Below are 14076 nucleotides of genomic sequence, written 5' to 3' on the forward strand. Positions count from 1 at the left end.
GGCGAAGGCTAGAACGTGGCCGAAAGCTTAATCTGGTAAGTGCGCGGGATGGGCACGTTGCCGAAGTCGATGGCGCGGAGCAGGTCGTTGGAGCCGCCGGCGCTGGTTTCGGGGTCGAAGCCGTTGTAGTTGTCCCACGAAATCAGGTTGCGGCCAATCAGCGAAAGGTTGAGCGAGCTGATGAGCTTCGTGAACGTGGGCAGCCCGTAGCTCAGCGCCGCCTCGCGCAGCTTCACGAAGGAGCCGTCGTCCACCCGAAATTCCTGGGTGTTGTAGATGGCGAAGATGTAGCCCCGCGGCAGCTCGCCGCGCAGCTCCTTCTCGGCCAGGTCGCCGAGGCCCACGCCCTGGCGGGTGCGCTTGTCGGCGTTGAACACGCTGTTGCCCTGCACGGCGTCGAGCAGCAGGTGCAGCGAGAGCTTCTTGTAGGTCAGGTTGGAGCTCAGCGAGCCCGTCCATTTCGGGTTGGGGTCGCCGATGATGACGTTGGCAATGGCCGTGCCGGCAGCGTAGCTGGGCTGGCCGTCGGCCGTGCGCGAGGGCGTGAAGCCCACCGCGCCCACGGCCTGCCCGGTGGTGCGCTCGTCCTGCGGGAAGCCCTGCGGCGTGAGCAGCAGGTTGCCGTTGGCGTCGCGGGCGTAGCCCGAGCCGTAGAACACGCCCGCCGGTTGCCCGGCCAGCAGGTACACCGGCGCGCCGGCCGCGTTGTCGATGGAAATGGCCTGGGTGTTGCCGTTCGAGCCGGGCAGGTCCAGCACCTTGTTGCGGTTGCGGTTGTAGAGCGCCGTCACGTCCCAGGTGAAGTTTTCGGTTTTCACGGGCACCACCGTCAGCTGCAGTTCCAGGCCGCGGTTTTCCATGCTGCCCACGTTGTTGAAGATGGTGGCCCCGCCCGACGACGGCGCCAGGTTGCGCGAGAGCAGCAGGTCAGTGATTTTCTGGTAGTAGTACGTGGCGCCCAGGCTGATGCGGTCCTTCAGAAAGCCCAGGTCGGCACCCACTTCGGTTTCGGAGTTACGCTCGGGCTTCACATCGGGGTTAGCCAGCTGCGTGCTGGGTGTGAGCGTGTTGCGGCCCAAAAAGCCCACCGGGTTGAAGGCGTAGAAGCGGCCGTAAGTAGGCAGAATGACCAGGTTGCCCGACTCGCCGTAGCTGGCCCGCAGCTTCAGGGTGTTGAACGCCTGGCCGTAGGTGGAATTCTGCCAGAAGCTCATGTCCGACACCACCAGCGAGCCACTGATTTTCGGGTATATCTGGTTGGTTTGCGAGGGCGAAAACTTGCTGGCCCGGTCGCTGCGCACGGCTGCCGTAATGAAGGCCAGGTTGCGGTAGCCCAGCGTGGCCTGCCCGTAATAGCCACTCAGCGAGTACCGGTCGAGGTTGTACTGCGAGGTGACGGTGGTGTTCGAGGCCCCGCTCACCGTCGTGATGAACGGCGCCAGGTTCTGGCCCTGCGTGGCCGTCAGGTCCTGCTGGCTGAACTGGTAGTTGTAGCCGGCGCGCAGGCTCAGTTTCAGCGTTTCGCTGAAATCGTACTCGTAGCCCGCGTTGATGTCGGAGTTCAGCTGCACGGCCACGTTGTTGGCGTTGGAGGCGTAGCCGAAGGGGTAGCGGGCGGCGGGCAGGCCGGCCGTGGCCTGGTAGGGGTAGGGCCGGATGTAGCCCTGGCCCGCCTGCGAAAAGGCATCCACGCCAAACACGTAATCGAGCGAAAAGCCTTTGAACGGCGTCAAGTTCACCTGCACGTCGCTGATGGTGCGGTTCACGCCCTGCGTGAATTTCATGTCCTCGATGGTCGAGAGCGGGTTTACGCGGGTGGGCTCCACGGCCAGCAGGTTGCCGTTGGCGTCGCGCTGCGTGATGTCGTAGATGTTGTTGGTGATGTTGACCGAGTTAATCGGGCTGTAGAACACGTTGCCGTTGGCCTTCTCGTTCGAGAAGCTGTTGATGTAGCTCAGCCCGGCCGACAGCTTGGCCCAGCCCGTGAGGCGCTGCTCCACCCGCGCCCGCAGGTTGTAGCGCGTGAAATCGGTGCCCTTGATGATGCCCTGGTTCTTCAGGTAGTTCAGCGACACGTAGTACTGCGTGCGCTCCGAGCCGCCCGATAACGACACGCCGTCGTCGGTGCCGTAGCCGGTCCGGAAAATCTGGTCGAAGTAGTTGTAGCGCGTCACGTCCACCAGGTTGCTGGCCAGCGGCGTAGGCACGTTGGCCCGCGTGATGGTAGTGGTGGTCAGGCCCGGAACGGGGATGTTGTTGGAGCTGAGAGGGGCCGCCGAACCAATGGTATACAACCGGAAAACGTTGGTTGCGATAGTTCCATTGGCGTTCCGGCTCTGGTAAGTATCCGCACCGAACTGCTTGCCGTAGGTGTTCACCGGCACCGACTTGCGCAGCTCGTTGACGGTGAAGCTGGTGAAGGCCGACACCTTCACCCCGCCGGCCGCCCCGCGCTTGGTGGTGATGAGCACCACGCCGTTGGCGGCCCGCGAGCCGTATATGGCCGCCGCCGCCGAGCCGTTCACCACGTTGATGCTGGCAATGTCGTTGGGGTTGAGGTCGGCCAGGCGGTTCTGCCCGGCGTTGGCCACCCCGATGTCGTTGGCCAGCGCCAGCTGCGACACGTTGGTGCTGGCATTGCTGATAATCACGCCGTCAATCACGTACAGCGGGTCCGACGACCCCGCCAGCGTGTGAATGCCCCGCAGGCGCACCGACATAGACCCCGCCGGGTCGCCGGAATTCTGCGTAATCTGGGCGCCGGGCACCTTGCCCTGCAGCGAGTTCAGCACCGCGCCGGAGCCGCTCTGCGTCAGTTCTGAGCCCTTAATGGTGCTGATGGCGTTGCCCAGCTCGCGCCGGTTCACGGTCACCGTCGAGCCCACCACCACCACTTCGTCCAGCTTTTGCTGGGCTTCGCTCAGGGCCACGTCGGTGGTCACGGTTTCGTCGGTGCCCAGCCGCAGCGGGCGCGATTCCGACTTGTAGCCAATCAGCGAAATGGTGAGCGTATAGCTGCCGGGCGGCACGGTGGCGCTCACGGCGTAGGCCCCGTCGGCGTCGGACGAGGCCCCGAAGGTGGTGCCGTTCAGCAGCACCGTGGCGCCGGGCAGGCCCAGCCCGGCGGCGTCGGTCACGCGGCCGCGCAGGGTGTAGCGCTGGCTTGCGGTTTGGGCCAGCACCGGCGCAGCCAGCAGCAGGCACAGCAATAGCCCGCCCAGATGCCGGGCCAGCTTGTCTCGATATACATGGTACATAAGCAGAAGAGTTTGGTGGGAAAAAGGTGAGAAAGCAAGGTTCTTTACGTCAAGGTATAGAAATAATTCGCTTAATATTCAACTTCTGCTATGAATGGGTTGGCGTTTGTGAAGGCGCGCCTCCCCCCCCGGCCCCCTCTCCCTGAGAAGAGGGGGCCGGGGGGGAGGCGAACCCTTAAAACGCCCAGCGCACAAAGGCCTCAATGCCTTCGTATTCGGGCAAGCCCAGTTCGTCGTAAATCTTGGCCGTGGTGCGGTTGCGGGCCTCGCTGCGCTGCCAGAACTCGCGCTGGTCGGCGCCGGGAAACAGCGGCCGGTCCTTCTGGCTTTGGTGTTTGAAGATGGCGCGGCGCTTGCGCGTGAGCTCAGAAGGGGAGAGGGGCACGGCCATCTCAATCTGGTCGATGTCCCATTCCTGCCAGGCGCCGCGGTAGAGCCACACCCAGCAGTCGTCGAGCCACGGCGTGCCCGACTCCTTCAATCGGTAAATCGACTCGAAAATGGCGGCCAGGCACACGCGGTGCGTGCCGTGCGGGTCGCTCAGGTCGCCGGCGGCGTAAATCTGGTGGGGCTGGATGCGGTTCAGCAACTCCATGGTGAGGCGGATGTCCTCGTCGCCGAGCGGTTTTTTGCGCACGCGGCCGGTTTCGTAGAAGGGCAGGTCGAGGAAGTGCGCGTTGGCGTCGGGGATGCCGGCCAGGCGGCAGGCACTCTTGGCTTCGCCGCGCCGGATGAGGCCCTTTATCTGCTGCACTTCCTCGCTGTCGACTTGGCCGGGCTGTTTGTTTTTGAGAAACTCCGCCACGCGGTGGTAGAGGTTGTCGGCCGGCTCGTCGCCGGGCAGGCGGAAGGCGTGGTCGTAATCGGCCACGAACTCGGCGAAGCGAATGGCCTCATCATCGAACACGGCAATGTTGCCCGAGGTCTGGTAAGCCACGTGCACCTCGTGGCCCTGGTCCACCAGCCGCAGCAGCGTGCCGCCCATCGAAATTACGTCGTCGTCGGGGTGCGGCGAGAAAATGAGCACGCGCTTGGGAAACGGCGCGGCGCGCTCGGGGCGGTGGGTGTCGTCGGCGTCGGGCTTGCCGCCGGGCCAGCCGGTGATGGTGTGCTGCAACTCGTTGAAAACGCGAATGTTGATGTCGTAGGCCGGGCCCGACTGCGCCAGCAACTCCGAGAGGCCATTTTCGTTGTAGTCTTCCTCGGTCAGCTTCAGAATGGGCTTGCTCACGCTGCGGGCCAGCCAGGTCACGGCTTTGCGCACCAGGGCCGCGTCGTGCCAGTCGCAGGGCAAGCCCAGCAGCCAGGGCGTTTTGCGGGGCGTGAGCTCGGCGCCGGCGGCCTCGTCCAGCACCACCTGCACGGCCGGGTGGCGCTGCAGGTAGGTGGCCGGCACGGTGTCGGTCACGTCGCCTTCCACCATGCGCTTCACCACGGCGGCTTTGCCCTCGCCCCAGGCCAGCAGCACGATGTGGCGGGCTTCGAGAATGGTGCCCACGCCCATGGTGAGGGCCCGGCGTGGCACGTTTTCCTCGCCGTAGAAGTCCGACGCCGCGTCGGTGCGAGTCACGTGGTCGAGGGTGATGAGGCGGGTGCGCGAGGCCGGGCCCGAGCCCGGCTCGTTGAACCCGATGTGGCCGGTGCGCCCGATGCCCAGCAGCTGCAAATCGATGCCGCCGGCCTCACGAATCTGCTCCTCGTAGCGCTGGCAGAAGGCCGGCACCTGCTCGGGCGGCACGGTGCCGTCGGGGATGTGCACGTTTTCGGGCCGGATGTCGACGTGGTCAAACAAATACTCGCGCATGAAGCGCACGTAGCTCTGCAGCGAGCCCGGCGCCATGGGGTAGTACTCGTCGAGGTTGAAACTGATGACGTTCTGGAAGCTCAGGCCGTCTTCGCGGTGCAAACGCACCAGCTCTTCGTACACCCGCGTGGGCGACGAGCCGGTGGCCAGGCCCAGCACGCAGGGCCGGCCGTCGGCGGCGCGCTGGCGGATGAGGTCGGCAATTTGCCCCGCTACGGCGGCGGAGGCTTGCTCCGAATCGGCGTAGAGGCTGACGGGGAGGCGGGCGCCGGCCGTGGCCGGCAATGCTGCGAGGGGAGAAGCCATGCGCTGAAGGGCTGGGGTGGGAGGGGCCGGTAAGTTGGCGAATGCCCGGCACGAATCAAAACTTCACAAATAGTAAATAGATAATTTCTAATAAACAAGATAAAAATATCGAGACGGACGAGGCTTCGCGGTTCGCATTTTGTTGGGAACGATTGCGGGAAAATTGCCCAATTGTTTCGCACATTTGACCCTTTCCTTTCCATGTTGAACGACTCTGCCTGCCTGTATGAACTACAAGGCCCTGTGTTGTAAGTGTATAGCATTTTTGCCGACCTTCGGGCCGGAACCTAACGGCGCGCCGTGCCCGGGTTCCGGCTTTTTTATTGATTCCCTTTTCCCACCAATTCATTTTTCCTCATGAAAAAAAAATACTGGCTATTCCTGCTATTGCTGGGCGTGCTGCTGGCGCCGCCTAGCTGGGCCCAGACGGCCACCCGCACCGTGTCGGGCATCGTCACGTCCAGCACCGACCAAACCCCGCTGCCGGGCGTCACCGTCCTCGTGAAAGGCACCACCACGGGCAGCACCACCGGCTCCGACGGCCGCTACTCGGTGCAGGCCGCGCCGGGCGCCACCCTCGTGTTCAGCTTCATCGGCTACGCCTCGCAAGAGCGCGCCGTGCCCGCCGATGGCGCCGTGGACGTGGGCCTGAAGGAAAGCACCACCGGCCTCGACGAGGTGGTGGTGACCTCCTACGGCATTCCGCAGGCCAAGCGCGAGCTGGTGACGGCCGTGCAGGAAGTGAAAAGCAAAGACATCATCGACTCGCGCCAGACCAACGTGGTGAACGCCCTGCAGGGCAAGGTGGCCGGCGTCAACATCACTTCCTCGGGCGGCGCGCCCGGCGAGGGCGCCAGCATCATCATCCGGGGCGGCACCTCGCTCGACGGCGACAACCAGCCGCTGTTCGTCATCGACGGGATGATTATGGACAACGGCTCTTTCCAGGAGAGCACGGCGCCGGGCGGCGGGTCGGCCTTCAACGGCCTGCTGGGCCGCTCGGTGGGCTCCTCGAACCGTGCCGGCGACCTCAACCCCGAAGACATTGAGAGCATTACGGTGCTGAAAGGCCCGGCCGCGGCGGCCCTCTACGGCCTGCGCGCGGCGGGAGGCGCCGTGGTCATCACCACCAAAAAAGGCAAGGCCGGCACCACCACGCTCAACTACCGCACGCAGTACTCGGTGGACGAGGTGAGCCGCCTGCCCCAAATGCAGAGCCTGTATAAGCGCGGCAGCAGCGGCCTGGCCGACCCCACCACCCGCATTTCGTTCGGCCCGCGCTTTGCGCCCGGCGAGGAAGTGTACGACAACGTGGGCAACTTCTTCCGCAAAGGCAACACCTTCCAGAACTTCCTGAACCTGTCGGGCGGCTCCGAGAAAGCCAGCTTCTTCGTGTCGGCCTCGAACCTGCAGCAGCAGGGCGTGACGCCGAGCAGCAAGTACGACAAAAGCACCGTGCGCCTCTCGGGCACGGCCGCCATCACGGAGCGGCTGAAGGTGAGCGGCTCGGCCCAGTACCTGACCTCGGGCGGCGAGCGGCCCATCCAGGGGCCGGGCTTGTTTGGCTCGACGGGCGGCTTCCTGCTGAGCCTGCTGAACTGGCCGCGCGACGACGATGCCCGCAACTACCTGAACCCCGACGGCACCCGCCGCCGCCTGCTGGCCCCCGGCAACGGCACCGACGCCGACGCCGACAACCCCTACTGGACGGTGAACAACAACCCCCAGACCGACCGCACCAACCGCTTCATCGGCAACGTGCAGCTGAGCTACAAGGTGGCGCCTTGGCTCACGCTGAGCCACAACATCGGCACCGACTTGTACACTTCGCGCGTGACCTCGGTGCGCGCCGTGGGCACCTCGCAGGTGGGCAACCAGAACGGCGGCATCGCCGAAACCGTGGACCAGTTCCGCCTGACCACGGCCACCACCCTGGCCACCTTCAACCACGACTTTGGCCAGAACGTGGGCACCACGCTGGTGCTGGGCAACACGCTGGAGGAGAACCTGGACCAGGCCGTGGACTACATCGGCCTGATTTTCCAGAACCCCAACTTCGTGGGCCTCAACAACACGGTGAACCGCAACGCCTTGCAGCGCGACAGCAAGCGTCACCTCATCGGCAACTTCGCCCGCCTGAACCTGACGCTGTTCAACCAGCTGTTCCTCGAATTCCAGGGCCGCTACGACCAGTCGTCGACGCTGCCGCGGCCCGATGAGAACAAGATTTACGGCAAGGGCTTCCTCTATGGCTCGGCCGGCCTGGGCTACGAGTTCACCAAGGCCCTGGGCCTGGACCAGAGCAACATCCTGAACTACGGCAAAATCCGCGGCTCGGTGGCCGAAGTGGGCAAAGACACCCAGCCCTACCGCATCCTGTCGGCGCTCACGCAGAACACCTACATCGGCGGCGGCTTCCGCAACGACTTCTTCGGCTCGAACCCCAACCTGCGCCCCGAGCGCACCCGCACCTACGAGGCCGGCATCAACCTGCAGTTCTTCAAGAACCGCCTGGGCCTGGATTTCAACTACTACTACTCGCGCACCAAGGACCAGATTATTGCGCCCCGCGTGAGCCAGGCCGCTGGCTTCATCCTGCAGTACATCAACGGCGGCATCGTGACCAACGAAGGCCAGGAAATCTCGCTGACCGGCACGCCCATCAAGGCCAAGGACTTCAGCTGGGACATCATTGCCAACTTCTACCACAACACCAACCGCGTGGAGGAACTGCCCTTCCCGCTCACGGTGGTGTTCCAGTCCGATGCCTTCATCACGGACGTGCACGAGGGCGGCGCCTTCCCCGGCCGCCCCATTTCGGGCCTCGGCGCCACCGACTTCAACCGCGTGACCGACCCCAGCAGCGAGTTCTACGGCCAGATGATTATCAACTCGACCACCGGCTACCCGTCGGTGAACCCGCTGCTGCAATACGCCGGCAACCGCGCCCCGCGCTTCACCACCCAGTTCACCAACACCTTCACCTACAAGGGCCTGTCGCTGACCTCGCTGATGGACTTCCGCGTGGGCGGCGTGGTGATTAACGGCAACGACTGGTACCAAACCCGCGTGGGCACTTCGAAGCGCACCGAAGACCGGTACAAGCAGGTGGTGTTCGACGGCGTGATTCGCAAAGCCGACGGCACCTACGAGAAAAACACCCGCCCCGTAGAGCTCACCCAGACCTACTACACCAGCATTCTGGGCGCGGCGGGCACGGCTTTCGTGGAAGACGGCTCGTGGGCCCGCCTGCGCTACGTGACGCTGAGCTACGCTCTGCCCACCACGCTGCTCTCGCGCACCGGATTCATCAAAGGCGCCGAGCTGAGCGTGACGGGTCGCAACCTGGTGCTGTTCACCAAATACACCGGCGCCGACCCCGAAACCTCGGCCGCTGGTGCGGGCGTGCGCGGCGGCGGCTCCAATGGCTTCGACTACGGCAACGTGCCGGGCACTCGCGGCGTGGATATGGCGTTGCGCGTTAACTTCTAAACGACGGCTTGGGCTGTCTTTCCCGCTTTCTGATATGAACCTGAACCGCTATATAATGGGCCTCGGGCTGCTGCTCAGCGGCAGTGCGCTCACCGCGTGCGAGAAGTTTCTCGACGTGAACAATAACCCGAACAACCCCGTCGTCTCGACGCCGAACTTCCTGCTGCCGGGCATCATCTCGAACGGCATCCAGGTGCAGATGTTCTCGGCCCTGCGCACGCCCTACATCACGCAGTATGCGGTAATCCGCGGCGGTAGCAGCGGTGCCAACGACCAATACTTTTTCACCAACGCCAACAGCACCAACACCTTCAACTACTCCTATTTCCAAGCCGGCGGCAACATTCCGGTGATGCAGAAGGCCGCCCAGGACGAAGGCTCGGTGTACTACGTGGGCGCCGGCAAAATCATGCAGGCCATGATTCTGGCCCACGCCACCGACATGCTTGGCGACATTCCGTACTCCGAAGCTTACCAGGGCGGCGCCAACTTCACGCCCAAGTACGACTCGCAGGAGTCCATTTACGGTGTGGTGAACCAGCTCTGCGACGAGGGCGCGGTGGAAATGTCCAAGCCTGCCAGCGCCAACTTCCGCCCGCTCTACACCTCTTCGCCCAGCGAAAGCGGCGACATTCTGTATAAGGGCGACCCCGCCAAATGGGTGCGTCTGGCCTATGCCCTGAAGGCCCGTCAGGCCCAGCATCTCACCAAAAAGAGTACCTATAGCCCCACGGCCGTGCTGGCCCTGTGCGACAAGGCGTTCACGTCGTCGGCCGACGACGCGCAAATCAACTTCCAAGTGGCCGTGGCGCCCCTCTCGAACACCACCAACATTTTTGGGGTGACGCGCGGCAACTTTGGCACTGCCACGTTCTCGTCTAACATCGTGAAGTACCTCAACGGTACCACGTTTCCGGGCGTGGTCGACCCGCGCTTTGGCGTGCTGGTGCCCACCACCAGCACCGGCATCGACCCCGGCCGGGCCAGCGGCGCCACTGCCAACCTCACGCCCGGCTCCACGCTCACCGACTTCTACGGCGGCTGGTACGCCCGCGACCTGGGCTACTTCGAGGCCATTACCTACCACGAGGTGAAGTTCATTGAGGCCGAAGCGGCTTTCCGTGCTAACAACCTGCCCCGGGCTCTGGCCGCGCTGCGCGAAGGCATTCGGGCGCACATGAAGAAGGTGAGCACGGGCGGCACGTTCACGCCCCCCACGGTCACGTTCCCGCTCATTTCCGACGCGCAGATTAACGCCTACCTGGCCAGCGCCGCCGTGCCCCAAACCCCGGCCGACGTGACGCTGAAATCCATCATGGAGCAGAAATACATCGCCATGTTCCTGAACCCGGACTCGTGGTCGGACCTGCGCCGCCTGGATTTTGACCGTACCCTCTACGTCAACTTCCTCTATCCTTTCTACAGCAACGGTGGCACGGGCCCGCTGCAGGGCAAATACCCCCGCCGCCTGCTGCCCGGCGCCACCGAGGTGACCGTTAATCCGAACGCCGTGGCCGGCCTCTACGCCGAGTCGGGCACGGCCCTCGGCAACGACAACGAGTACGTGACCAAGCCCCTGTGGTTTGACCGCCCCTAAGGCCACCAATTGCTTCGTTGCGCCGGGTCTGTCATCCTGAGCGGAGCGAAGGACCTTGTCACCGAAGAACGATTTGCAGTAATCACTGCGCCTAGCGTGAGAAGGTCCTTCGCTCCGTTCAGGATGACAAGAGCGGTACTCTCCTCATCCCCCAGATTTTAACTCCTCGTTATATGAAGCATTACTCATACCGCACCCTGCTGCTGGTGCTGCCGCTGCTGGGCCTGCTGCTCGGCGGCTGCAAAAAGGCCGAACTCGACGACTATTACACCATGGATTCTGAGCCGGGCTTTGCCGGCCTGGGCCTGCCCCGCGTGGCCCTGGCCGCTCGCTACGCCCCCACCGAAGCCGTGCCGCTCTACGTGTCGTATGCCGAAGCCGACAAGCTGCGCGACGTGACCGTGTACCAGGTGGTAGGCAAAATCGACTCGACCACCACCGGCACCTTCCCGGCCAACGGCACCTATAACACCACCGGCGGCCTGCAGGTGATGCCCGTGCCCTACACCGTGCCCGCCACCGCCCCCAACGGCACACTGGTCCGCGTCGACGTGACGCTCAACTTCCAGAACGGCGCCAAGCGCCTGCGCCGCTTCACCTACACGGTGGCGGCCCCGGCCACGCTGGAATTTGCCACCGTGCCGCCGGTGCCCACCTACCGCAACGGCCTCACGGGCACGGCCCAGAGCGAGGGCGACATCATCGGCTATTCCCTCATCCTCAACAAGGGCGCCACCACCACCAGCCCGCTCGCCAAAGCCGTCGACAGCCTGACCACCTTCTACCGCATCGGCTCGCAGCCGCGGGTGCGGGCCGGCGTGGTGCGCAACCCCACCACCGGCGCGGCCAACACCCGCACCGTGGACGCCACCGTGCCCCGCAACAGCAACGGCCAGCCCGTGACCTTCATTTTTGAAGCCTACGCCGCCGTGCAAACGCTCACCATCACGGCGCCCGCCATCAACGTGACGGCCCCCACGCCGCTGGCTACGCTGCGCACCGGCCGCATTGCGGGCGGCCCCAGCGTCACCCTCGATTCGCTGGCCTTCAACCTGCGCACCGGCACCATCGAGCCGGCCGCCAACCCCGTGACGGCCAAAGACCTGTTCCTGAGCGGCACGGGCAGCAACGTTACCATCTCCGCCGCCAACAACACGCGCTTCTATCGGGCCACGCCGGCCCAGGTAGCGGCCGGCTTCTACACCACGCCCACCGTGAACACCGTGGCCACGGCCCTCTACCAGAACACCACCGTGGCCGACGTGGGCACCGTGGCGGCCAACGACGTGTTTGCCGTGCGCGTGCGCGGCGCCGAGGTGATGCTCCTACGCATTCTGAGCGTGAAGCCCGGCTCGGCCGGGGCCGCCGCCCGGGTCCGGTTCGAGTACCGGTCGCTGTAAGCGGCTCCTTCCTGTCATCGCCGCGTGCGGCGATGGGTATTCCCACAGTGCCCACCTGGCCTACCGCATGCGGCGGGCCGGGTGGGCACTGTGCTTGCCTGGCCTGCCGCGTGTGGCAATGGGCTTACCCGGTGTGCCCACATGGCCCGCCGCGTGCGGCGATGCCCCCACCCGGTGTGCCCACGGGCACCGGCACTGGTGGCGGTACTGCTTTCTACCTCACCATCAATCCTTCCCCCCGAACAGCCGCCCGAAAAAGCCCTTCTTAGCCGGCTTCTCCTTGATTTTGACCTTGGTGAACGGCGCCGCTTTCTCCGGGCTCTCGGCGGTGGGCAGGGTGATGGTGGGCTGGGCCGGGCGCGAGGCCACAGGCGGCGACGTGGGCGCACCCGGGCGGGGTGCTCCGCCGGGCGCCTGGCCCACGGCCAGCTCGGGCCCGTTCTGGCCGGTGCTCACCACGCGCATGGGCCGGCCTTCGTTGTGCAGGCGGTCCACGGCCGTCACGTAATAGGCGTAGGCCTGGCCGGGCACGGCGGTGGTGTCCACGTAGGTGGCGGGGTAGCCGGGCGCGGGCCGCGGCAATGCCAGGATGCGGCTGGGGTCGTGGGGCGTGCTGGGCTCGTTGGCCCCGAAGCGGTAGAGCACGTAGTAGGTGGCCGCGTCGCCGTCGGCGGCGGGCGGGCCGCTCTGCCAGCTCAGTGTTACTTGGGGCCCCAGGCGGCGCAGGGTGAGGTTGGCCACGGGAAGGGGTGGCAGGTCGTCTTTCCAGGGCATGGAAGGCACCAGGGCGGGGTAGCGGAACAGGTCCTGGGTGAGCGAGTCGGTGGTGTGCAGCGGGTTGCGCAGCACCGATTTGGCCGAGAAAAACACGCTGCCCACGGCTTCGCCTTCGGTGGCGCGGTTGAGTCGAATCTGGCGGGGCAGCTCGCGCGGGTTGCGCCAGGTGGTGTCGGAGCGGGTGCTTTCCAGCATGCGGTAGGTGCCGTGGCCGATGTAGAGGTGGCGGTCGAAGTGGTTTTCGGCCCACCAGTTCACCAGCACGGGGTAGGGGCAGAGGCGGAAGTTGGAGCTCCAGTACAGCTGCGGCACGATGTAGTCAATCCAGCCCTTTTGCAGCCACAGGCGCGTGTCGGCGTAGAGGTTGGAGTAGGATGGCTGGCCGGCCCGCGTGTCGGAGCCCTGCGGAAAGTCCTTCGACTTGTTCATCCACACGCCGAAGGGCGAGATGCCGAACTTCACCCAGCGCTTCGCCACCTGAATGCTGTCGTGCAGGTCCCGGATGAGGATGTTCACGTTTTCGCGGCGCCAGTCGCCCAGCGTGGCTAGGCCGGTGGGGTTGAAGTCGCGGAAGGCGGCTTCGTCGTGAAACACCTTGCCCGGGTCGGGGTAGGGGTAGAAGTAGTCGTCGAAGTGCACGGCGTCGATGTCGTAGCGCCGCACCACGTCCAGAATCACGCGGGTGATGTGGGCCCGCACCGCCGGCAGGCCGGGATTATACAGCAGCTGCCCGCCGTAGCGCAGAAACCAGTCCGGGTGCTGCCGGTAGGGATGGCTGGGGGCCAGGCGGCGCGTCACCGAGTCCATGGTGGCGCGGTAGGGGTTGAACCAGGCGTGGAACTCCATGCCGCGCCGGTGCGCTTCCACGATGAGAAAGGGCAGGGGGTCCTGGCCGTCGGCCGGGGCTTTGCCCTGCGTGCCGGTCAGCCACTTGCTCCAGGGCTCCAGGTTGGATTGGTAGAAGGCATCCGAGGCGGGCCGGATTTGCACAAACACGGCGTTGATGCCGGCGCGCTGGCCGGCGTCGAGCAGGCGGCGGTACTCGCGGCGGTACTGCTCCGGCGACTCGCCCCGCTGGTTGGGCCAGTCGATGTTCTCGACGGTGGCCACCCACATGCCGCGCAGCTCACGCTTGGGCGGCGGAATGGTGTCGGCCGCGGGATGGGCCCCGGCCCTGGGGGCAGCCCCAATTAGCAATGACAGCAGGAAAAGGAAACGGCCAGCGGCGAGAAAACGAAGCATCAACAGAAATTCAGCAACACGGAAACAGGCCGCAAATTACGCTTTATGGCGTGGCCGACGGAACCTCACCCCCCTGACCCTCTCTCCCAAAGAGAGGGGGCACCGGCTCCTCTCTTTGAGGAATCGTCAGGCTCCCCTCTCCTGGGGAGAGGGGCTGGGGGTGAGGTTACGCCGGCCGCGCCGCAGGGTATTTTAGAATAT

6 protein-coding genes are annotated in these 14076 nt (G+C 65.0%); 3 read left to right on the top strand and 3 right to left on the bottom strand.

The window, feature by feature from the left end:
• Nucleotides 1-8 precede the first annotated feature (8 nt).
• Together JAO73_RS20775 and nagB are read right to left on the bottom strand one after the other, a co-directional pair.
• Complete coding sequence (locus JAO73_RS20775; RefSeq protein ID WP_198979184.1) at nt 9-3257, bottom strand: SusC/RagA family TonB-linked outer membrane protein; 3249 nt, start codon at nt 3255-3257, stop codon at nt 9-11.
• A gap of 175 nt (nt 3258-3432) precedes the next feature.
• Entirely contained in the window at nt 3433-5367 is a 1935-nt protein-coding gene (gene nagB / locus JAO73_RS20780; protein WP_198979185.1) for a glucosamine-6-phosphate deaminase, read from the bottom strand.
• A 357-nt stretch (nt 5368-5724) separates the two neighbouring features.
• On the opposite strand from nagB, the gene JAO73_RS20785 reads away from it, so the two are divergent.
• The 3 genes from JAO73_RS20785 (at nt 5725) to JAO73_RS20795 (ending at nt 11856) form a co-directional block, all read left to right on the top strand.
• Nucleotides 5725-8859, top strand: a complete 3135-nt coding sequence (locus JAO73_RS20785; protein ID WP_198979186.1) for a SusC/RagA family TonB-linked outer membrane protein — start codon at nt 5725-5727, stop codon at nt 8857-8859.
• A 34-nt stretch (nt 8860-8893) separates the two neighbouring features.
• Nucleotides 8894-10456, top strand: a complete 1563-nt coding sequence (locus JAO73_RS20790; protein WP_198979187.1) for a SusD/RagB family nutrient-binding outer membrane lipoprotein — start codon at nt 8894-8896, stop codon at nt 10454-10456.
• 173 nt (nt 10457-10629) lie between these two features.
• Nucleotides 10630-11856, top strand: a complete 1227-nt coding sequence (locus JAO73_RS20795) for a hypothetical protein (RefSeq protein ID WP_198979188.1) — start codon at nt 10630-10632, stop codon at nt 11854-11856.
• Nucleotides 11857-12081: 225 nt separating this feature from the next.
• On the opposite strand, the gene JAO73_RS23285 is transcribed toward JAO73_RS20795, so the two are convergent.
• Nucleotides 12082-13875 carry a glycoside hydrolase family 10-like protein gene (locus tag JAO73_RS23285; RefSeq protein ID WP_198979189.1) on the bottom strand — a complete coding sequence of 598 codons (1794 nt, stop codon included), beginning with the start codon at nt 13873-13875 and terminating at the stop codon, nt 12082-12084.
• Nucleotides 13876-14076: the final 201 nt, after the last annotated feature.

Source organism: Hymenobacter miniatus, from assembly GCF_016427455.1.
GTDB classification, from domain to species: Bacteria; Bacteroidota; Bacteroidia; order Cytophagales; family Hymenobacteraceae; genus Hymenobacter; species Hymenobacter armeniacus.